Origin of the sequence: Shinella sp. WSC3-e, assembly GCF_945994535.1 — a bacterium.
GTDB classification, from domain to species: Bacteria; Pseudomonadota; Alphaproteobacteria; order Rhizobiales; family Rhizobiaceae; genus Shinella; species Shinella yambaruensis.
In genome coordinates, this window is the sequence record NZ_OZ000530.1 from 2349676 (window position 1) to 2370915 (window position 21240).

The window sequence follows — 21240 nt, forward strand, 5'->3', positions numbered from 1 at the left end:
GCGGCCGGCAGCCCGTTCCCGCTCCAATCCTGTCCGCTTCGGGCGCGACGGGCGGGAGCCGTCAGCGAATTGTCAGCTTCCTCGTGAGAGAAATGCGCGCGATGGGGTCCGCTTGTCATTCGCCGGTAACGGCGCGGGGCGAGATATGTCCTCCGCATGTCAGCGTTCGAGGACCGGCAATGTCATTCCGCTCAGTTCAGGGCCGCTCAGCTCAGCGCCGCTTTCCCGCCGCAAGGCCCGCCTTCGGCAGCCTGGCGGTCAGCCTTGCGACCGGCCTCTATCTCTTCCTTGTCACCAGCCGCGATTTCTGGATGGAGAGCTGGGCCCTGCTCGGCGCCCGCCCCGGCACGCTCGCGCTGGTGACGGGCGGCTTCCTTTGCCTCTTCATCGTCACCTGCGTCGCCGTCTCCTGGAAACGGGTGATGAAGCCGCTCTTCGCGGCGCTCCTTCTTCTCGCGGCGGCGGCGGCCTGGTTCATGGACGAGGACGGCGTCTTCCGGCCGCAAGCCTCTCTCCAGCCGCTCTCCCTTGCCGTTCACATGCTGGTCTTCGGCGGCCTGCCGGCTGCCCTTCTCCTCTGGGTGAAGGTGGTGCACCGGCCGTTCTTCTGGCAGCTGCGCGGCAACCTGGCGATCGCCGTGCCGATGCTCGCGGTCGCGCTCGCCATCGCCCTGACGCACGCGACCAAATATGCCCTGATCGTCGAGGAAGACCTGAAGCTCGCCGACGGCGGCAATGCCGCCGGCGCTTCGATCATACGTCGCCCTTGAACGTGTCGCAGGCATCGACCCGGCCGGTGTCGAAGCCGCGCTTGAACCAGCGGCGACGCTGCTCGGACGTGCCGTGGTTGAAGCTTTCCGGCACGACATAGCCCTGCATGCGCTTCTGCAGCGTGTCGTCGCCGATCTGGGTGGCGGCGTTCAGCGCCTCCTCCAGGTCGCCGCGCTCCAGAAGGCCCTTCTGCTCGGTGTACTTGCCCCAGATGCCGGCATAGCAATCGGCCTGAAGCTCGACGCGGATCGACATCTGGTTGGCCTCCACCTCGCTCATGCGCTGGCGCTGCTGGTTGAAGCGCGGCAGCACGCCGGTGAGGTTCTGCACATGGTGGCCGACCTCGTGGGCGACGACATAGGCCTGCGCGAAGTCGCCGGACGCGTCGAACTTGCCTGCCAGCTCGTCGAAGAAGCTCATGTCGAGATAGACCTTGCGGTCCCCCGGGCAGTAGAACGGGCCGGAGGCCGCCGATGCGAAGCCGCAGGCCGACTGCACGGAGCCCGAGAAGAGCACCATCTTCGGCTCCTCGTAGCGCTCGCCGGCCGACTGGAAGATGCCGTTCCAGGTATCCTCCGTCTCGGCAAGAACGGTCGCCATGAAGGCCTTGGTCTCCTCCTCCTGCGGGGAGGTGCGGCGGCTTGCGCTTTCGGTCTGCTCGAAGCCCGGCATGCTGACCTGCCCGCCGCCCTCGCCCATCACCTGCAGGAGGTCGATGCCCATCGCCTTGAAGACGAAATAGATGACGACGAGGAAGATGATGGTGCCGATGCTCATGCCGCCGCCGGCGCGGCGTCCGGTGCCCATCGGGATGCGGAAGCCGCCATTGCCGCGGCCGAACGGGTTGCTGCCTCCCGCCGAGCGACCGGCTCCGCGCTGGTCCTCGATATTGCTCGACTGGCGACGACCTTTCCATTCCATGGCGCATTTCCCCGAATTGATTGCCGACGAACGCTCACCGCATGAATTCGTTCCTCAGCAACGACTTATAGGGCCTGCCGCGCCGCCATGCAAAACGAAAAGCGGAGCCTCAGCGCCGCCGGAAAACCGTCTCGAAACGCTCCGTCCAGCCCGCCTGGCGCGCCGCAAGGGCCCCGGCCGCAACGAAGAGCATGCTGACGACGGCCGCCGCGAGCACGCTCGCAAAGCCCGAGGCGCCGTCGAAGATCATCGCGCCCATCACCCGGTTCGGCACCAGCGTGAAAAGCCCGGCAACGACGATGCCGCCGAAATACATGCCGGCGACATGGGCGCGGTGCGCGCGGATATCGCGGCGGCGCGCGGCGCGGATCGCAAGGGCGCTTCCGGCAATGACATAGACGGAGAGCAGGTGGACCGGGCTGAAATCGCCGACCGTCTTCAGGTCGTGGATGAAGAAGGTCGAAAAACTCGTCAGCACCATCAGGAGCAGCCAGACCTTGCCGAGGCGGCGATGGGCGGGCGTGCCCTTGGGGCGGGCGAGCAGCACGGCCCCCAGCACCGCCGCCGGCAGGACGGTGGCGACATGGAACTTTACGGCAAAGGGGGCGGCGAGAAGCGGCTCAAGGGTCATGGCGGGCTCCGGGACGGTTGAATTCGCCAGCGTCTTCCGCCATTGATCGGGCCGCCTCAAACGCTTTGGCCCGAACGGACGGAAAACTTCGTGGAACGCCCCCTCCTGCAATCCGCGCTTCGTGAACTGCAGGTCTTCCTCAGTGCCCCGCGCTTCTGGGCGACCTTCGGCGCGGTCGTGCTGATCTTCTGGGTGACCGGTCCCTATGGCACGGCGGAGCGGCTGGCGAGCGTGCCGCGGCTCGGCTTCTGGCTCGTGCTGCACGCCGTCGCCTGGGCCATCGCCGTCCTCGCCATCGTCACCGTCAACACGCTTTTCCGGCAGAGGGTGCCGGGCCTCCTCGCCCGCATGGCGCTCGGCACGCTGGTGGCCGGCGTGCCGGTGGGGCTGGCCACGGAGGCGATCAGTCTGATGACCTTCGGCGGCACGCCCACCCCGGCAAGGATCGCCGAAAGCATCGCCACGGGGCTTCTCCTCTCGGCGCTGTTCTGCGCGCTCACCTTCATGACGATGGGCAGCAAGCAGGCCGAGGCGCTGTCCACCGCGCCGTCGCCGGCCGCGGCTCCGGAAGACCGGGCGGAAATCCCCCTGCTGCGCCGCCTCAGGCCGGAGAACCGCGGCCCCATCCTGCACATGACGGTCGCCGACCACTATACGCAGGTGACGACGAGCCGCGGCCGCGAGCTGATCCTGCTGCGCTTTTCCGATGCGCTGGCCGAATGCGGCGATACGCCGGGCCTCAGGGTGCACCGCTCGCATTTCGTGGCCGACGCCCATGTCGACAAGCTGCTGCGCACGGAGGGCCGGCTGGCGATCCTCCTGAAGGACGGGCAGGAAGTGCCGGTCAGCCGCAGCCGCGTCGAAGCGGTGCGCGCCCGCTGGGGGTAAATTTTCGCGTGTCTGTCGGATCGCCGTCCCGTCCTGCGTCTCTAGATATCAGGCCATCAAACCATCGGGAGAAGATCCATGCGAAAGATCATTGTCGGCGCCTTCGTCAGCCTCGACGGCGTCATGCAGGCGCCGGGCGGACCGGAGGAGGACCCGGTCGGCGGCTTCAGGTTCGGCGGCTGGGTCGCCCCGTTCTTCGACGAGACGGCCGGTGCGACGATCGATGAACTTTTCGCAAAACCCTTCGACCTGCTGCTCGGCCGCAAGACCTACGACATCTTTGCCGCTCACTGGCCCTATGCCGGCGCCGATGATCCGATCGGCCCGCTCTTCGATCGCATCAACAAATATGTCGCGACCCGAAACCCGGCCTTCAGGACCACCTGGCAGAACAGCCATGTGCTCGGCCCGGACGCGCTTGCCGCCGTCAAGGCGCTGAAGAGCGAGGACGGGCCGGACCTCCTGACGCAGGGGTCGACCGACTTTCTCAAGACGCTGTTCGAGAATGATCTCATCGACGAGATCAACGTCTTCACCTTCCCGGTCATTCTCGGCAAGGGCAAGCGGCTGTTCGGCGACGCCTCCTTCCCGCGGGCCCTGACGCTGGTGAATTCGCGCGCCAGCGAGAACGGCATCGTCATCAGCAAATATGCCCGCGCCGGCGAGGTGACGACGGGCTCCTTCGAGTTCGACACGCCGACGGATGCCGAGCTGGAGCGTCGCCGCAACCTGACGTGAAGACGGAGCGGGCCTTGACCGGCCGCGCCGTTGCGGCTCCTATCTCTCCTGGGGAGAACGGGAGGACGGCATGAAAGCGGCGCGGCTGGAGGCGATCGGCGAATTCTTCGTACGCACGGTGGAAAAGCCGGAGCCCGGCCCGGACGATCTTCTGGTCCGGATCGAGGCGGCCGGCATCTGCGGCACGGACCGCCACCTCTTCCACGGCGAGTTTCCCTGCCGGCCGCCGGTGACGCTCGGCCATGAATTCTCCGGCATCGTCGAGGCCGTCGGCAAGGCCGTCATCGATGTCCGCCCCGGCATGCGCATCACCGGCGATCCGAACATCCATTGCGGCCGCTGCGCGCAATGCCGGCGCGGCCGCGTCAATCTGTGCGGGAACCTGCAGGCGATCGGCATCCACCGCGACGGCGGCTTTGCCGACTATGTGCTGGTGCCGCAGAAGCAGGCCTATCAACTGCCGCTCTCGCTGCCGCCGGAGCACGGCGCCTTCTGCGAACCGCTCGCCTGCTGCCTGCACGGCACCGACATGGCCGGCATCAAACCCGGCAGCACCGTCGTGGTGCTGGGCGGCGGGGTGATCGGCATGCTGGTCGTGCAGCTCGCCCGCCTTGCCGGCGCAACCACGGTCATCCTCGTCACCCGCCAGGCCGTGCGCCGGAAACTCGCCGAGGAGATCGGCGCCACCCATTCCTTCGATCCGGGCAGTGGCGACACCATCGAGGGCATAGCCGGCAAGGCTGGCCTTCTGCCCGGCGGCGCCGATGTCGTCATCGAATGCGCGGGCGTTGCCGAGACCGTGGCCGAGGCGCCGAAACTTGCCCGCAACGGCGGCACGGTCGTCATCCTCGGCGTGCTGCCGCAGGGCGAAACGGTGGAATTCGAGCCCTTCGACCTGCTCTTCCGCGAGGTGAAAATCCTCACCTCCTTCCTCAACCCTTTCACCCATGGCCGCGCCGCGGCGCTGATCGCCTCCGGCACGATCGCGGTCGATCGCCTTATCTCCCGCCGCATCGGCCTCGACGACCTGCCGGACGCCGTCGCCAACCCGCCGCGGCCGGGCGAGGTGAAGGTCCTGGTCATGCCGGGCCTGAAGACCTAGCCCAGCCCCTCCTGCGCCACCGCCTCGGCCAGCCAGGCCGAAAAGGCGGCCATGGCGGGGGTGAGGCTGCGCGATTGCAGGCGGGTGAGCCAGTAGCTTCCGAGCGCAAGGCTCGTCTCGAACGGCTGGACGACGGCGCCGGCCGCCAGAAGGCGCGAGAACATCAGCGGCGGGGCAAGGCCGACGCCGGCGCCCTGCAGCACGGCCTCCATCATGGCGAGCGAGGTGTCGAAGACGATGGCATTCTGCGGCGGCGGCGTGCGCGGCAGGCCGGCGGCCTCGAACCAGCGGGTCCATTCGTCGCGGCGGTAGGAGCGCAGCAGCGTCAGGCCGAGCAGGTCCGCCGGCTCCCTGAGATCGCGCGCGACAGCGGGGATGGCAAGCACGGAGAGCGGCGCATCGAAAAGGCGCACCGCATCCGTGCCGTGCCAGGCGCCGGCGCCGAAGCGGATGGCGAAATCGAGCCCCTCGGCGGCAAGGTCGACGCGGTTGTTGTTGGTGGACAGCCGCACCTCCACGAAGGGATGGCGCTCGCGGAACGCGGCAAGCCGCGGCAGCAGCCAGCCGACGGCGAAGGTGCCGACGGCGCCGACCGTCAGGATTTCCCGCACATGGCCGCCGCGAAAGCGCTCCACCGCATCGGCCATGCGGTCGAAACTGTCGCGCAGCACCGGCAGCAGGCTCTCCCCCTCCGCCGTGATCATCAGCCCGCGCGGCAGGCGCTTGAAGAGCACGACGTTCAGCTGCTCCTCCAGGCTCTTGACCTGGTGGCTGACCGCCGCCTGCGTGACATTCAGCTCGATCGCCGCCCGCGTGAAGCTGAGATGGCGGGCGGAGGCCTCGAAGGCGCGGAAGGCGTTCAGCGGCAGATATGGCCGAACCATGGCAAAGCCCCAATTTTCCTAATGGCTGAGACCAGTATTGATCTTTTGCCAGCGCATCAAAGCACTGCTATCCAGAATGCACAAGCCATTCAAATTTCGAGGAAAACGTGATGGACATGCGTCTTTTCGCGGTCGGCATCCTGCTGGCCGCAGGCTTCAGCGCGCCGGCCGAAGCCCGCATTATTTGTACGATCGTCGCCGATGCGGCGAGTGACGAGGTCATCCTGGAAAAGGGAGACTGCGAGAGCCGCGTGACGCCCGCCTCCACCTTCAAGGTGCCGCTCGCCGTGATGGGCTACGATTCCGGCTTCCTGGAAGACGCGGACGAACCGGTCCTGCCCTTCATGAAGGGCGATCCGGACTGGGGCGGCGATGCCTGGCGCCAGCCGGCAACGCCGAAGCGCTGGATGGAGTTTTCCATCGTCTGGTATTCGCAGCGCATCACCGCATTCCTCGGCTACGAGCAGCTGCGCGACTATGCCGATGCCTTCGGCTACGGCAATGCCGACATGGCAGGCGACCCGGGCAAGGACAACGGGCTGGAGCGCGCCTGGATCGCCTCCTCGCTGAAGATCTCGCCGCGCGAGCAGGTGGCCTTCCTGAAGAAGCTGGTGAACCACGAACTGCCGGTCTCCGCCGATGCGATGGACCGGGCGATGGAAATCCTCGAGCGGCGCGACCTTGCCCACGGCTGGGGCGCGCAGGGCAAGACCGGCATGGCCTATCCCCGCAAGGCCGACGGCAATTTCGACTATGCCCGGCCGTGGGGCTGGTATGTCGGCTGGGCCCGCCGCGACGACCGCACCGTCGTCTTCGCCCGCCTCATCCAGGACGAGAAGAAGCAGGAGCCGCGCACGAGCCTGCGCGCGCGGGACAGCATCCTGAAGGAGCTGCCGGGGCTTCTGGCGACGGAGTGAATGGGCAGGCGCGGCAGCGCGCGGCCCCTCACCTGCCTGCCGGCATCCTCTCCCCGCAAGCGGGGAGAGGAGCGATGGGTTCGCCGTTTTCCCCATTCTCCCCGCTTGAGGGGAGAAGGTCCCGGCAGGGGGATGAGGGGCAAGCAACGCAGCCTAGCGTCGGGGAACCATCCCGAGCCCCTTGCGGGCGAGGCCGGAGAGGTTGAGCGCCAGCTTGCGGCGGAAGACCGGCGATGCACCGAGAAGGCGCAGGACGAGGTTGCGCAGGATACGGCCGGCAAGGCTGCGCATGGTCGCGATCCGCGTCAGGCGGTCGGCGAGCGCCAGCACCTCCGCCGCGGCGGGACGGCGTTTCTCCTCATAGAGGTCGAGAGTCGTGTCCGGCGCCCTGCCGGCGATGACGTCCGCCAGCAACTGTCCCAGCACGACGGCATCGACAAGCCCCGTATTCATGCCCTGCCCGCCGGCCGGGCTGTGCACATGGGCGGCATCGCCCATGACGAAGAACGGGCCTGACCGATAGCGCGCGGCGACGCGGTGATGCACGCGGAAACGCGAACTCCAGAGGACCTCGCGCACGCGGCCCGGCGACTTGCGCGGGCCGCGGGCATCGAGCAGCGCCTGCACGAAAGCCGCGTCCGGCGCTTCGGGGGCATCCTCGACGGGCGCCACGATGCGGTAGCGATTTGCCGGCAGCGGCGCGACGACGCCCATGCCTTCCGGCGAGAAGAACAGCGTCACCTCCGTGCTCAGGGCCCAGTCCATATGGACATCGGCAAGGACGAAGGAACCGGCAGCGCTCTCCCCGTCGAAGGCGATGCCCGCGGCCTCGCGCACGACGCTGTGCATGCCGTCGCCGCCGACGACATAACGGGCGCGGATGGCCTGCGGCCCCTCCGGCGTCTCGACATGGACCACCGCCCCCGCCGCATCGCGCTCGATCCGCGTCGCCGTGACGCCCCGCGCGACGGCGCCGCCGAGGCTTGCCAACCGGTCGGCAAGGATCGCCTCGGTCTCGTCCTGCGGGATCATCAGGATCTGGGCATAGCGCGACGGCAATGTGGAGAAATCGAGCTCCAGCAGCGCCCGGTCATGGTCGCGCAAGGCAAAGCGGGTGAGCGGCAAGCCGCGGCGCTCCAGGTCTTCCGTGACGCCGAGCCGTTCCAGCACCTCCAGCGTATGGGCATGGATGACCGCGGCGCGCGAGGTGTTCTGGCCGGCCGCAAGGCGGTCGACGATGACGGGCCGCACGCCCGCCTGTTGCAGGGTGACGGCGAGCGCAAGGCCGGTCGGCCCTGCCCCGACGATCAGCACATCGGTTTCCTGCGGCAGCATGGTTCGCACTCCATAAAAATCAACATGTGTTGACTTTTATGCCGGGCGCTTGAATTTGTCAACACGCGTTGGCATTTTCTGACCATGACTGATTCTCCCGCGAAGAAAACCAAGTCCGACCGTACCCGCGAGGCCATTCTCGAAGCCGCACGGCTGCTCTTTGCGCAAAAGGGTTATGACGGCACGACGGTGCGCGACATCGCCGCCGCCGCCGCGATCGATCCGGCCATGGTGATCCGCTACTTCGGCGGCAAGGACGCGCTGTTCGCCCGCGCGGCGGATCTCGATCTGCGGCTGCCCGACCTCACCGCCCTTCCCCGCAACGCGGTGGGCGAGGCCCTGGTGCGGCACTTCCTCACGGTCTGGGAAGGCGACGGCGGCACCACCGCCTTGCCGATCGCCCTGCGCTCGGCCGCCTCGAACGATCTTGCCGCCGCGCGGCTGCGGGAGATCTTCGCGACCCAGGTCGCTCCCGCCATCGCGCGGCTTGCCGGGCCGGATGCGCCCGCCGTCGCCGGCCTCGTGGCGACGCAGATCCTCGGCCTTGCCTTCACCCGCTATGTGCTCAAGCTGCCGCCCGTCGTGGCGCTGCCGCGCGAGCGCCTCGTCGCGGAAGTCGGCCGCTCGATCCAGGCCTATATCGACGGCGCGCGGCCCTGAGGCAACCGGCGCGAAGGGCCGGCATATTTCCTGTCGATTGGTCCATTTTCGGGGTTCCGCTCGCCTCCGCATTTGCCTATAAGCCGCTTCTAGCCTTGAAAGACCTTTTTTGCGCGCCCGGCCGGTGAACCCATCACCATGCCGGTTTTTTCGCGCACGCGGCCGAAGCGAAGAGAACGGATAGAGAGATGCCTAAGCGCCAAGATTTGAAATCGATCCTCATCATCGGCGCGGGGCCGATCGTCATCGGGCAGGCCTGCGAATTCGACTATTCCGGCACCCAGGCCTGCAAGGCGCTGAAGGAGGAAGGCTACCGCGTCATCCTCGTCAACTCCAACCCGGCGACGATCATGACCGATCCGGGCCTCGCCGACGCCACTTACGTCGAGCCGATCACCCCCGAGGTCGTCGCCAAGATCATCGCCAAGGAGCGCCCCGACGCCCTGCTGCCCACCATGGGCGGCCAGACGGCGCTCAACACCGCCCTCTCCCTCAAGCGCATGGGCGTGCTCGACCGCTACAATGTCGAGATGATCGGCGCCAAGCCGGAAGCCATCGACAAGGCCGAGGACCGCGCGCTCTTCCGCGAGGCCATGGCCAAGATCGGCCTCGAAACGCCGAAATCGATGCTGGCGAACGCCACCGAGATCAAGGACAAGGACCGCAAGGTTCATGAGGCCGAGCGCGCCAAGCTGAAGGCCGAGCTTTCCGGCGATGCGCTGGACAAGGCGCTGGACGAGCTGGAAAACCAGTGGAACCTCGGCGAGACCGACCGCAAGCAGCGCTATATGAGCCACGCCATGGCGATCGGCGCACAGGCGCTCGACGAGATCGGCCTGCCCGCCATCATCCGCCCGTCCTTCACGCTGGGCGGCACCGGCGGCGGCATCGCCTATAACCGCTCGGAATTCTTCGAGATCGTCAATTCCGGCCTCGACGCCTCGCCGACGACGGAAGTGCTGATCGAGGAGTCGGTGCTCGGCTGGAAGGAGTACGAGATGGAGGTCGTCCGCGACAAGGCGGACAACTGCATCATCATCTGCTCCATCGAGAACATCGACCCGATGGGCGTGCACACGGGCGATTCGATCACGGTTGCCCCTGCCCTCACCCTGACGGACAAGGAATACCAGATCATGCGCAACGCCTCGATCGCGGTGCTGCGCGAGATCGGGGTTGAGACCGGCGGCTCGAACGTGCAGTTCGCCGTCAATCCTGCCAATGGCCGCCTCGTCGTCATCGAGATGAACCCGCGCGTCTCGCGCTCCTCGGCGCTCGCCTCCAAGGCGACCGGCTTCCCGATCGCCAAGATCGCGGCAAAGCTCGCCATCGGCTACACGCTGGACGAATTGGAGAACGACATCACCGGCGGCGCGACCCCGGCGTCCTTCGAACCGTCGATCGACTATGTGGTGACGAAGATCCCGCGCTTCGCCTTCGAAAAATTCCCCGGCGCGGAGCCGACGCTGACCACCGCCATGAAATCGGTCGGCGAGGTCATGGCCATCGGCCGCACCTTCGCCGAATCGCTGCAGAAGGCACTGCGCGGCCTCGAAACCGGCCTGACCGGCCTCGACGAGATCGAAATCCCGGGCCTTGGCGACGGCAACGACAGGAACGCCATCCGCGCCGCCATCTCCACGCCGACGCCGGACCGCCTGCGCATGGTCGCCCAGGCGCTGCGCCTCGGCCTTTCGCTGGAAGAGGTGCACGAGGGCTCGAAGATCGACCCGTGGTTCCTCGAGCAGTTCAAGGCCATCGTCGACATGGAGGCCCGCATCCGCGAACACGGCCTGCCCGAGGACGCCGAGAACCTGCGCATGCTCAAGGCCATGGGCTTCTCCGATGCGCGCCTCGCCACCCTTTCGGGCAAGCGCCCGAAGGAAATCGCGGAACTGCGCAACCGGCTCGATGTGCGCCCGGTCTTCAAACGCATCGACACCTGCGCCGCCGAATTCGCCTCGCCGACCGCCTATATGTATTCGACCTACGAAACCCCGTTTGCCGGGGCCACGCGCTCGGAAGCCGGCATTTCGGATCGCAAGAAGGTCGTCATCCTCGGCGGCGGCCCGAACCGCATCGGCCAGGGCATCGAGTTCGACTATTGCTGCTGCCACGCCGCCTTCGCGCTGAAGGATGCCGGCTATGAGGCGATCATGGTCAACTGCAACCCGGAAACCGTCTCGACCGACTACGACACGTCCGACCGGCTCTATTTCGAGCCGCTGACGGCCGAGGACGTCATCGAAATCCTCAAGGCCGAGCAGACCAACGGCGAAGTCGTCGGCGTCATCGTGCAGTTCGGCGGCCAGACGCCGCTGAAGCTCGCCGAAGCGCTGGAGAAGAACGGCATCCCGATCCTCGGCACCGCGCCCGACATGATCGACCTTGCCGAAGACCGCGACCGCTTCCAGAAGCTCCTCCAGAAGCTCGACCTTACCCAGCCGAACAACGGCATCGCCTATTCGGTCGAACAGGCGCGCCTCGTGGCCGGCGAGATCGGCTTCCCGCTCGTCGTGCGCCCGTCCTACGTGCTCGGCGGCCGCGCCATGCAGATCATCCATTCGGAAGGCCAGCTCCAGACCTACCTGCTCGACACGGTGCCGGAACTGGTGCCGGAAGATATCAAGCAGCGCTACCCGAACGACAAGACCGGCCAGATCAACACCCTGCTCGGCAAGAACCCGCTGCTCTTCGACAGCTACCTGTCGAATGCCGTGGAGGTCGACGTCGATGCGCTTTGCGACGGCAGGCAAGTCTTCGTCTCCGGCATCATGGAGCATATCGAGGAAGCCGGCATCCATTCGGGCGACTCGGCCTGCTCGCTGCCGGTCCACACGCTGTCAAACGAGACCGTCGACGAGCTGGAGCGCCAGACGAAGGCGCTGGCCAAGGCGCTGAATGTCGGCGGCCTGATGAACGTGCAATACGCCATCAAGGACGGCACGATCTACGTGCTCGAAGTGAACCCGCGTGCCTCGCGCACGGTGCCTTTCGTGGCGAAGACCATCGGCGCGCCGATCGCCAAGATCGCCGCCCGCGTCATGGCCGGCGAGACGCTCGACGCCGCGATTGCCGCCTATGGCGAGAAGCCCGACCCGCGCAACCTGAAGCACATCGCCGTCAAGGAGGCCGTGTTCCCCTTCGCCCGCTTCCCGGGCGTCGATACGCTGCTTGGGCCTGAAATGCGCTCGACCGGCGAGGTCATCGGCCTCGATACCGACTTCGCGCTCGCCTTCGCCAAGTCCCAGCTCGGCGCCGGCGTCGACCTGCCGCGCGAAGGCACGGTCTTCGTCTCCGTGCGTGACGAAGACAAGGACCGCGTGCTGACGGCTGTGCGCCTGCTGACGGAAATCGGCTTCAAGGTCATGGCGACCTCGGGCACCGCCCGCTTCCTCGCCGAAAAGGGCATCGAAGCGACCAAGGTCAACAAGGTGCAGGAAGGCCGCCCGCATGTCGAGGACGCCATCCGCAACCGCCAGGTCAGCCTCGTCATCAACACGACGGACAGCAACAAGGCGATCTCGGATTCGAAGTCGCTGCGCCGCGCCGCGCTGATGCAGAAGGTGCCCTATTACACGACCATGGCCGGCGCCGAAGCCGCCGCCCAGGCGATCAAGGCCCTGAAGCAGGGCCAGCTGGAAGTACGACCGCTACAGGCCTATTTCTGAAACTGAAACGCGCCGTCGAAAGCCGGGCGAGGCCCGGCTTCAGGCTGCTCGGCGGCCGCGCGGATCCTCGGGTTGAACCCGAGGATGACGGCAGCCGGTGGGGCGATGTGTCATCAAGCCCGGCCGTGCATCGCCCGGCTTTGTCATGCGCACCCAACCGCCGCGGCCTGCACGCCTCCCGCGATAAGCGGCAGGCCGCAACGCGGAGTGATTGTTCCCGCTTCTGTGGGCGAAAGTCCGCCTGCGGCGAAAAAACTGGCTTTCGGACGACGCAATCTGCTATAAGGGCCGTTCAAACGCTTTCGACGGTTCCGGGGATTCCTCTCCGGAGACCGTTTTCTTTTGCGTTCGCGCAGGCGGGAGCCTGGGCGGCGCGGGCTGAAGGACGGGATAAAATGGTTGAAAAGGTACCGATGACTCAGGGCGGTTTCGTCAAGCTGCAGGAAGAACTGCGCTGGCGTCAGCAGGAAGAGCGTCCGCGAATCATCGAAGCGATCGCCGAGGCACGCGCCCATGGCGACCTGTCGGAAAACGCCGAGTACCACGCCGCCAAGGAAGCCCAGAGCCACAATGAAGGCCGCATCACGGAGCTGGAAGACTTCGTCGCGCGCGCCGAGGTTATCGACCTTTCCAAGATGTCCGGCTCCAAGATCAAGTTCGGCGCCAAGGTGAAGCTCGTCGACGAGGACACCGAAGAGGAGAAGGTCTACCAGATCGTCGGCGACCAGGAAGCCGACGTGAAGCAGGGCCGCATCTCCATCTCCTCGCCGATCGCCCGCGCGCTCATCGGCAAGGAAGTCGGCGATTCGATCGAGGTGAACGCGCCGGGCGGCTCCAAGGCCTACGAGATCCTCGCTGTCACCTGGGGGTGACGGACAAGGCGAGCCCCATGCTTTCCACAGGGAAGAACGGCACCGCCGCGACGGTGGTCAAGGTCATGGACCGGGTCAACCGGACCCACGGCATAAGCCCCCTTGCCCGGCAGGTGCCGTCCGGCTTCTCCGCGACGCGCGGCCTCGCCTTCACCTTCGATCCCGAGGCGCGCGACTACGACTGGCTGGCGGTCTACGAGAACCTGCCGTCGGCCGGCAGCGAGCGCCGCTCGATGCGGGTGGAAGAGCTCGCCTGTGCGCCCGAGAACACCATCCTCTTCACCACGGAGCCGTCGGGCATCAAGATCTACGGCCGCGCCTTCACGCGGCAGTTCGGCCATGTGGTGACGAGCCAGGAGCCCTTTGCGCTCCACCATCCCGGCCGCATCTGGAGCCAGGCGGGCCTGCGCTGGTTCTACGGCGAAGGCAGCCGCCACCTGATGACCGCCGACGAGATCGCCGGCCATTTTCCGGAAAAGACCAGGGTCATCGGCACGGTCTGCTCGACGAAGCGGCAGGGCCACACGCTGCATCGCCTGCGCTACGATTTCACCCAGGCCATGGCCGCTCGCATGCCGGATCTCGACGTCTTCGGCCGCGGCCATACGCCGGTGGACGACAAGGCGGAAGCGATCGATCCCTACAAGTACCATATCGCCATCGAGAACCACCTCGCCCCGCACCACTTCACGGAGAAGCTGGCCGACCCCTTCCTCGGCCTATCCCTGCCCTTCTATTTCGGCGCGCCGAACGCTGCCGATTATTTTCCGGCCGACAGCTTCATCGCCATCGACATCCGCAAGCCGGACGAGGCGTATCGGATTATGCGCGAAGCGATCGACAACAACGAATATGAGAAGCGGCTGCCTGCCATCCGCGAGGCGCGCCGGCGCGTGCTGGAGGATCACAATCTCGTCGCACTGATCGCCGATGTGGTGGAGAAGAACGGTACCAGGCCGAAAGGCGACGGCAAGGCCGTGCTGAAGAGCCAGCGCGCGGCGCGGCAGGGCCACCCGCTGCTGACGGCCGGCGATTTCCTCTTCCGCGAGGCGCTTCACCTGAAAAACCGCATTGCCGGCCTGCTGACACGCTGAACGGCTCCGACAAAGGCCTGCTCTAAAACCCGCATTCATCCTGGAGAACAGACGTGTCCAAGAAACCGGTGGCTTTGATAACGGGTGTGACGGGCCAGGACGGCGCCTATCTCGCGCAGTTGCTGCTCGACAAGGGCTATATCGTGCACGGCATCAAGCGCCGCTCCTCCTCCTTCAACACGGGCCGCATCGAGCACATCTACGAGGATCCGCACGAGCCGGACCCGCAGCTTTTCCTGCACTACGGCGACATGACGGACGCGACGAACCTCGTGCGCATCGTGCAGCAGACCCAGCCGGACGAGATCTACAACCTCGCCGCCCAGAGCCATGTGCAGGTGAGCTTCGAGACGCCGGAGTATACGGCCAATGCCGACGCCATCGGCACGCTGCGCATGCTGGAGGCGATCCGCATCCTCGGCCTCGAAAAGAAGACGCGCTTCTACCAGGCCTCCACGTCCGAGCTCTACGGCAAGGTGCAGGACGTGCCGCAAAGCGAGACGACGCCCTTCTATCCCCGCTCGCCCTATGCGGCGGCGAAGCTCTACGCCTACTGGATCGTCGTCAACTACCGCGAAGCTTATGGCATGCATGCTTCGAACGGCATCCTCTTCAACCATGAAAGCCCGCTGCGCGGCGAGACCTTCGTGACGCGCAAGATCACCCGCGCCGTCGCCGCCATCACGCTCGGCCAGCAGGACCAGCTCTTCCTCGGCAATCTCGACGCCAAGCGTGACTGGGGCCATGCGAGGGAATATGTGCGCGGCATGTGGCTGATGCTGCAACAGGCGGAGGCCGACGACTACGTGCTGGCGACCGGCGAGACGACCACCGTGCGCCAGTTCGCCGAATGGTCCTTCGCCGAGGCCGGCATCACCATCCGCTGGGAGGGCAAGGGCATCGACGAGAAGGGTTTCGACGCGGCGACGGGCAGGCAGCTCGTTTCCATCGACCCGCGCTACTTCCGCCCGACGGAGGTCGATCTCCTGCTCGGCGATCCCTCGAAGGCCGAACGGGTGCTCGGCTGGCGCCATGAAACGGGCGCGCACGAGCTTGCCCGCGAAATGGTGCGGGAGGACCTGAAGCTCATGCGGAAAGACTTTGCGGAAAAGGGCCGTCCCTGAATGTACGACCTTGCGGGAAAACGCGTCTTCGTCGCCGGCCATCGCGGCATGGTCGGCAGCGCCGTCGCCAAGCGGCTGGCGGCCGATAACTGCACGGTGCTGACCGCGCCGCGCGATGCGGTGAACCTGGAGCGCCAGGCGGATGTCGAGCGCTTCTTTACGGCCGAGCGGCCGCAGGCGGTGGTGATGGCGGCGGCGAAGGTCGGCGGCATCCTCGCCAACGACCGCGCGCCCGTGGACTTCCTCCAGCGCAATCTCGCCATGGAGATGAATGTCATCAAGGCGGCGCACGAGGCCGGCGTCGAGAAGCTGCTCTTCCTCGGCTCGAGCTGCATCTATCCGAAATTCGCGGACCAGCCGATCACCGAGAGCGCGCTCCTGACCGGCGCGCTGGAGCCGACCAACGAATGGTACGCCATCGCCAAGATCGCCGGCATCAAGCTCTGCCAAGCCTATATGAAGCAGCACGGCGCCCGTTTCATCTCGGCCATGCCGACCAATCTCTACGGCCCGAACGACAATTTCGACCTTGAGACCAGCCATGTGCTGCCGGCGCTGATCCGCAAGGCGCATGAGGCGAAGCTTGCCGGCCTCGACCATGTGACGATCTGGGGCACCGGCTCGCCGCGCCGCGAATTCCTGTTCAGCGAGGATTGCGCCGATGCGCTGGTCTTCCTGCTAAAGCATTACGAGGACTACGAGCACGTCAATGTCGGCTCGGGCGAGGACATCGCCATCCTCGACCTCATGACGCTCGTCGCCGAGGTCGTCGGCTTTACGGGCCGGATCGAGACCGATCCCTCCAAGCCGGACGGCACGCCGCGCAAGCTGATGTCGAATGCCAAGCTGGCGGCGATGGGCTGGAAACCCGCCACGGAGCTCCGCGAGGGCATCGACCGCGCCTATCGCTGGTATCTCGACACGCTCGGCCGCCAGAGCATTTCCAGCTGAAGCGAAGTCGCTTCGGCGTCGGATAATGCGGCAAAAACAAGAATCCAGAACATTTTCGGTGAACCGGAATTCACCGAAAATGTTCTAGAGGCCGGCGCGCCTCAGCGCCAGTTCTCGTCGATCCAGCGCGTCGGCCGGACGTGCTTGTAGGCCTTCTTCCACCAGGCCTTCACCGGCCATTGGCCGATCACGGCCTCGTCGGGGTCGGGCTTGCCGGTGAACGCGACGATGCGGGTGCCAGCGGGCAGCGGCACGTCCTTGAAGAAGTTCAGCGGCCAGCGCGGCAGGAGCGTGTGCTTGAAGCTGACGCACCATTCCGCCGGCCAGTAGGTCATGGTGTCGACCGCGGCGGAGACGTAACGCTGCGAGATCGTGTGCTTGTTGATCTTGGCGTCCGGATCGCGGACGAAATCGTCGTAGATATGCGTGTTGGTGCCGACCGTCCAGCGATAGACCGAGGTGTTGCCGATGCCCTGGCCGGGCTGCGTCCAGTTCTCGGCGATGCAGAACTTGCCCGGCGCATAATCGAAGAAATCGTCGAGCGGCCCGGTGATGACCACGTCGAGATCGACGAACAGCACGTCACCTTCGAGGTCTGCCAGCGGGGCCTGCCAAAGCGAGATCTTGCGCCACGGCTTCCAGGCGACGCGCTCGGGAATGGTGATCGGCGGCAGCGGGAAGACGGAGACCGCGGGATCGATGCCCTCGGCATCCTCCGTGAAGCAGACGAGCCGCGTCGGACGCACCGTGTTACGCTTGATCATGGACCACAGGCGGTTGACATAGTCCGCCGGATAGCGCGTGCCCCATTTCATGCATACGATCGTCTGCATCCGCATCATCTCCTCTGGACCGCGCCGATTGAGCGCCGGCGCCTCCATAGACCATATCGCCGGCCGGTGGTAGGAGTTCCGCGAACACGCCGCATTTTCGAGCCCCACATCCCATGAACATCCTCATACTCACGCAATGCTTCCCGCCGGTCGTCGGCGGGATCGAGAACATGATGGGCTCGATGGCGCTTGCCCTGCAGGAGGGCGGCCACACCGTCACCGTGCTGGCCGACGACGATCCGGACGCCGCGGATGGAAGCCGCCCCTACCGCATCAAGCGCTTCTCCGGCTGGAAGCCGCTGCGGCGCTGGCGCAAGGCGCGGGACGCCGCAAGGCTTGTCCGCTCCGGCACCTACGACCGGATCATCACCGACACCTGGAAGAGCGCCGAGAATCTCACGATAGACACCGTTCCCGTCACCGTGCTCGCCCATGGCATGGAGTTCCCCGCGGCCCCGTCGCGGCGCAAGGCGCGGCGCATCCTGGCGGCCATGGCCAAGGCGAGGGACGTCATCGCCAATTCCAGCTTCACCGCCGGCCTTGCCGCGCCCTATGTGGCGGCCGGCCGGGTGCGCACCGTCACCCCCACCGTGCCGGCGCAGGCGGCGGCCGATCCCGAGCGGCTGGAGGCGCTGCGGAGGGCCTATGGCGACGGCTTGCAGGTCGTGACGCTCTGCCGGCTGGAGCCGCGCAAGGGCGTGGACCGGCTGATCGAGGCCGTCGCGGCCCTGCATCCGGCCTATCCCGGCCTGACCCTGCACGTCGCCGGCGACGGCGCGGACCGCGCCCGGCTCGAAGGCCTCGCGAAAGACGCCGGCATCGCCGACGCGGTCATCTTCCACGGCCGCGTGTCGGACGCGGAAAAGGCCGCCCTCCTGGCACGCGCCGACGTCTTTGCCATGCCCGCGCGCCGCGAGGGCAATTCCGTCGAAGGCTTCGGCCTCGTCTATCTGGAGGCGGCCTGGTATGGCGTGCCGGCTCTTGCCGGCCGCGACGGCGGGGCGGCGGATGCCGTGCACGACGGCGAGACGGGGCTTCTGTGCGACGGCGCCGATCCGGCCTCGGTGACGGCGGCGCTGGACGCGCTGCTCGGCGACCGTGACTTCCGGCTCCGGCTCGGCGAGAATGCCGCCCGCCATGCCCGCGAACAGACCTGGCAGCACAAGATCGAGGATTTCCTGATGCCTCCGCCGGAAGCACAGACGACCACCGGACCGCGCGTTCTCCAGCTCCTCCCGGCCCTCGGCGATGGCGGCGTGGAACGCAGTGCCGTCGAAATGGCCGGCCATCTTGGCACGCTCGGCCTGCCGAACTGGATCGCCAGCGCAGGCGGCCCGCTCGTCGCCGCCGCGGAGGCCGCGGGCGCCAGGCACGTCACGCTGCCGGTCGGAAAGAAGTCGCCTTTTTCCGCCATTTCGGCCGCACGGGCCGTCGCACGGCTGGTCGATGCCGAGGGCATCGACATCATCCATGCCCGCAGCCGCGTGCCGGCCTGGGTCGGCCTTCTCGCCTGCCGCCTGGCGCGCCGGCCGGTGCGTTTCGTCACGACCTTCCACGGCGTCTACAGCCACGGCAACGCCCTGAAGCGCTTCTACAACAGCGTCATGCTGCGCGCGCCGCTGGTCATCGCGAATTCCGGGTTCATTCGTGACCACATCGTCACCGTCTACGGTTTTCCGCAGGCGCGCGTCGTCGTCGCACCGCGCGGCGTCGAGCCGGAGCTCTTCGATCCCGCCGCCATATCGGCCGAAACACGGGCGGCCCTGCGCAGCGAGCTCGGCGCCTCGGCTGACGGCCCGCTGGTGGTGATGGTCGGCCGCATCACGCGGTGGAAGGGCCATGCCGTGCTGCTGGAGGCCGCCGCCCGGCTCGATCGTCCCGGTCTTCGCCTCGCCTTCGTCGGCGGCGGCTCGGACGCGCTGGTCGCCGAGCTCCAGTGCGACATCGCACGGCTCGGCTTCGACGGCCGCGTCACCTTCACGGGCAGCCGGCGGGATATTCCCGCGATCCTCGCCGCCGCCGATCTTGCGGTTTCGGCCTCGACCGATCCGGAAGCCTTCGGCCGGGCGGCGATCGAGGCGCAGGCAATGGGCACGCCTGTGATCGCCACCGATCACGGGGGCAGCCGGGAGACGGTCCTGCCCGGCAGGACCGGCTGGCTCGTGCCGCCCGGCGACGCCGCCGCGCTTGCCGACGCCCTTGAAGAGGCGCTTGCCGACCCGGGCCGTCTGAAGGCCATGGGCGCGAACGGCCGGGCGCATGTGCTCGCCAACTTCACCACCCGGCAGATGCTGGAGAAGGAGTTTTCCGCCTATGAGCGGCTGATGGCGGGGCCGCGGCGCTGAGATGGCGAAGGGCGCCCCTCCCGTCGTCTGGGTTCTGACCGACGGCAAGGCCGGCGACGAGCAGCCGCTGATCGGCCTTGCGGAGGCCATGGGATCGGTACCGGTCCTGCGGCGCGTGGCGCCGCGGCGTGCTTTCACCTGGCTGATGCCACGGGGCCCGATCGACCCGAAGGATGCGCCCGCGAAGGCCGGCTCGCCGCTCGCCCCGCCCTTTCCGGACATCTGCCTTGCCACGGGCCGGCGCGCGGTGCCCTATCTGCGCCGGCTGAAGGCGCTGGCGCCCGCGACCTTCTGCGTGCTCTTCAAGGATCCCCGGACCCGGCGGCACGGCGCGGACCTTCTTATCGTGCAGCAGCATGATGCGCCCCGCGGCGCAAATGTCCTCGTCGTCACCACCGCGCCCAACCGGCTTTCCCCGGAACGGCTGGCAGACGCGCATGCCGCCTTTGCGGAGGCGCTCGCCCCCCTGCCCCGACCGAGGGTCGCCGTGCTCGTCGGGGGCGACAGCCGGCACCATCGGTTCACGGACGCCGACAACGACCGGTTCCTTCGCGGTCTCGAAGCAAGGCTGGAGGATGGCTGCGGACTGATGATCACCACGTCGCGCCGCACGCCGGCACCGCTCGCCAACGCCCTCTCCGGCCTCGGCAACCGCCCCGGGGTGCGCTTCTGGGACGGGACGGGGGAGAACCCGCTCCTTGCCTACCTCTCATGGGCGGACGAGATCGTCGTCACCGCCGATTCGACCAACATGGTGGGCGAGGCGGCCGCGCTGGGCGTGCCCGTGCAGATCTTCCACCCGTCCGGCGGCCATGCGAAGATCGACAGGCTCATCGCCGCCCTGTCGCAGGAGACCGTCATCTGCCGGTTTCCGGAGGAACCCGCGCACGGCCATGCCAAACCGGTCAATTCGACGCCCGGGCTGGCGGAGGAAATCCTGAAGCGCTGGCGGGCGAGCTAGAGTTCCGGCGCAATTCCGGACGCAGAACCGCTTCGCACTTTAGCTGGTATTGCGCTAAAGCTCGACCAGCCCGACCTTCTTGACCTGGCGGATCGTCAGCATGGTGCGCACGGTATCGACCTGCGCATTGGCGGTCAGTTCCTCGATGACGAAATCCTGGAAGCGCGTGAGGTTTTCGGCGACACAGTGCAAGAGGAAATCGCTGTCGCCCGAGACCATCCAGGCCTGACGCACCATCGGCCATTCGCCCGTCGCGGCGGCAAAGGCCTTGAGGTTCGCCTCCGACTGGTGCTTGAGCCCGACCATGCAGAAGGCGACGAGGTCGTAGCCGAGCGCCGGGGCGTTCAGCATCGCGGTATAGCCTTCGATGATGCCTGCCTCCTCCAGCTTGCGCACGCGGCGCAGACAGGGCGGCGCGGAGATGCCGGCACGGGCGGCGAGCTCCACATTGGTCATCCGGCCATCGGCCTGAAGCTCCTTCAGGATACGGATGTCGATGGCGTCGAGTTCGGCACGAAACATGGGAGTTTTTGAAACCTTTC

19 protein-coding genes are annotated in these 21240 nt (G+C 66.9%); 13 read left to right on the top strand and 6 right to left on the bottom strand.

The annotated features are described in order from the left end of the window. Positions 1-179: 179 nt before the first annotated feature. Positions 180-770, top strand: a complete 591-nt coding sequence (locus AABF56_RS11595) for a phosphoethanolamine transferase domain-containing protein (RefSeq protein WP_272806038.1) — start codon at positions 180-182, stop codon at positions 768-770. Here the strand turns inward: AABF56_RS11595 and ypfJ are convergent. Next, positions 754-1692, bottom strand: a complete 939-nt coding sequence (gene ypfJ / locus AABF56_RS11600; RefSeq protein ID WP_244766968.1) for a KPN_02809 family neutral zinc metallopeptidase — start codon at positions 1690-1692, stop codon at positions 754-756. The two genes, AABF56_RS11595 and ypfJ, sit on opposite strands and share 17 nt — an antisense overlap. Before the next feature lie 109 nt (positions 1693-1801). Beyond that, positions 1802-2323, bottom strand: a complete 522-nt coding sequence (locus AABF56_RS11605; protein ID WP_272806039.1) for a DUF2306 domain-containing protein — start codon at positions 2321-2323, stop codon at positions 1802-1804. Positions 2324-2413: 90 nt separating this feature from the next. On the opposite strand from AABF56_RS11605, the gene AABF56_RS11610 reads away from it, so the two are divergent. From AABF56_RS11610 to AABF56_RS11620, 3 genes are all read left to right on the top strand, one after another. Continuing rightward, complete coding sequence (locus AABF56_RS11610) at positions 2414-3211, top strand: LytTR family DNA-binding domain-containing protein (protein WP_272806040.1); 798 nt, start codon at positions 2414-2416, stop codon at positions 3209-3211. 78 nt (positions 3212-3289) lie between these two features. Continuing rightward, positions 3290-3949 (top strand): dihydrofolate reductase family protein, encoded by a 660-nt coding sequence (locus AABF56_RS11615; RefSeq protein WP_272806041.1) that lies wholly within the window; start codon positions 3290-3292, stop codon positions 3947-3949. 70 nt (positions 3950-4019) lie between these two features. Further along, positions 4020-5051, top strand: coding sequence for a zinc-dependent alcohol dehydrogenase family protein (locus AABF56_RS11620; protein WP_272806042.1), 1032 nt, complete (start codon positions 4020-4022; stop codon positions 5049-5051). Here the strand turns inward: AABF56_RS11620 and AABF56_RS11625 are convergent. Next, the gene (locus tag AABF56_RS11625; protein WP_064330716.1) at positions 5048-5935 is read right to left on the bottom strand and encodes a LysR family transcriptional regulator; all 888 of its coding nucleotides are present in this window, start codon (positions 5933-5935) and stop codon (positions 5048-5050) included. The genes AABF56_RS11620 and AABF56_RS11625 overlap by 4 nt on opposite strands. Before the next feature lie 110 nt (positions 5936-6045). Here AABF56_RS11625 and blaOXA point away from each other — a divergent pair, with 110 nt between their 5' ends. Continuing rightward, positions 6046-6852: a class D beta-lactamase gene (blaOXA, locus tag AABF56_RS11630; RefSeq protein WP_272806043.1), complete on the top strand. Its 807-nt coding sequence runs from the start codon at positions 6046-6048 to the stop codon at positions 6850-6852. 153 nt (positions 6853-7005) lie between these two features. On the opposite strand, the gene AABF56_RS11635 is transcribed toward blaOXA, so the two are convergent. Further along, on the bottom strand, positions 7006-8187 hold the full coding sequence (locus AABF56_RS11635; RefSeq protein ID WP_272806044.1) for an FAD-dependent oxidoreductase: 1182 nt from the start codon (positions 8185-8187) through the stop codon (positions 7006-7008). 84 nt (positions 8188-8271) lie between these two features. Here AABF56_RS11635 and AABF56_RS11640 point away from each other — a divergent pair, with 84 nt between their 5' ends. The 6 genes from AABF56_RS11640 (at position 8272) to fcl (ending at position 16559) form a co-directional block, all read left to right on the top strand. Continuing rightward, on the top strand, positions 8272-8847 hold the full coding sequence (locus tag AABF56_RS11640; protein ID WP_272806045.1) for a TetR/AcrR family transcriptional regulator: 576 nt from the start codon (positions 8272-8274) through the stop codon (positions 8845-8847). A 188-nt stretch (positions 8848-9035) separates the two neighbouring features. After that, entirely contained in the window at positions 9036-12518 is a 3483-nt protein-coding gene (gene carB / locus AABF56_RS11645) for a carbamoyl-phosphate synthase large subunit (protein WP_272806046.1), read from the top strand. Positions 12519-12913: 395 nt separating this feature from the next. After that, the gene (gene greA, locus AABF56_RS11650) at positions 12914-13390 is read left to right on the top strand and encodes a transcription elongation factor GreA (RefSeq protein ID WP_024271251.1); all 477 of its coding nucleotides are present in this window, start codon (positions 12914-12916) and stop codon (positions 13388-13390) included. A gap of 17 nt (positions 13391-13407) precedes the next feature. Further along, positions 13408-14484 (top strand): glycosyltransferase family 10 domain-containing protein, encoded by a 1077-nt coding sequence (locus AABF56_RS11655; RefSeq protein WP_272806047.1) that lies wholly within the window; start codon positions 13408-13410, stop codon positions 14482-14484. A gap of 53 nt (positions 14485-14537) precedes the next feature. Next, positions 14538-15608 carry a GDP-mannose 4,6-dehydratase gene (gene gmd / locus AABF56_RS11660; RefSeq protein ID WP_272806048.1) on the top strand — a complete coding sequence of 357 codons (1071 nt, stop codon included), beginning with the start codon at positions 14538-14540 and terminating at the stop codon, positions 15606-15608. After that, a complete protein-coding gene (fcl, locus tag AABF56_RS11665; protein ID WP_272806049.1) occupies positions 15609-16559 on the top strand; it encodes a GDP-L-fucose synthase in 951 nt (316 codons plus the stop codon). A 101-nt stretch (positions 16560-16660) separates the two neighbouring features. Here fcl and AABF56_RS11670 read toward each other — a convergent pair whose 3' ends face one another. Beyond that, on the bottom strand, positions 16661-17392 hold the full coding sequence (locus AABF56_RS11670; protein ID WP_272806050.1) for a hypothetical protein: 732 nt from the start codon (positions 17390-17392) through the stop codon (positions 16661-16663). 113 nt (positions 17393-17505) lie between these two features. Here AABF56_RS11670 and AABF56_RS11675 point away from each other — a divergent pair, with 113 nt between their 5' ends. Continuing rightward, positions 17506-19737, top strand: a complete 2232-nt coding sequence (locus AABF56_RS11675) for a glycosyltransferase (RefSeq protein ID WP_272806051.1) — start codon at positions 17506-17508, stop codon at positions 19735-19737. A 1-nt stretch (position 19738) separates the two neighbouring features. Then, a complete protein-coding gene (locus tag AABF56_RS11680; RefSeq protein WP_272806052.1) occupies positions 19739-20698 on the top strand; it encodes a mitochondrial fission ELM1 family protein in 960 nt (319 codons plus the stop codon). Positions 20699-20752: 54 nt separating this feature from the next. Here AABF56_RS11680 and AABF56_RS11685 read toward each other — a convergent pair whose 3' ends face one another. Continuing rightward, entirely contained in the window at positions 20753-21220 is a 468-nt protein-coding gene (locus AABF56_RS11685; RefSeq protein ID WP_023516337.1) for an Lrp/AsnC family transcriptional regulator, read from the bottom strand. Between the last annotated feature and the right edge of the window lie 20 nt (positions 21221-21240).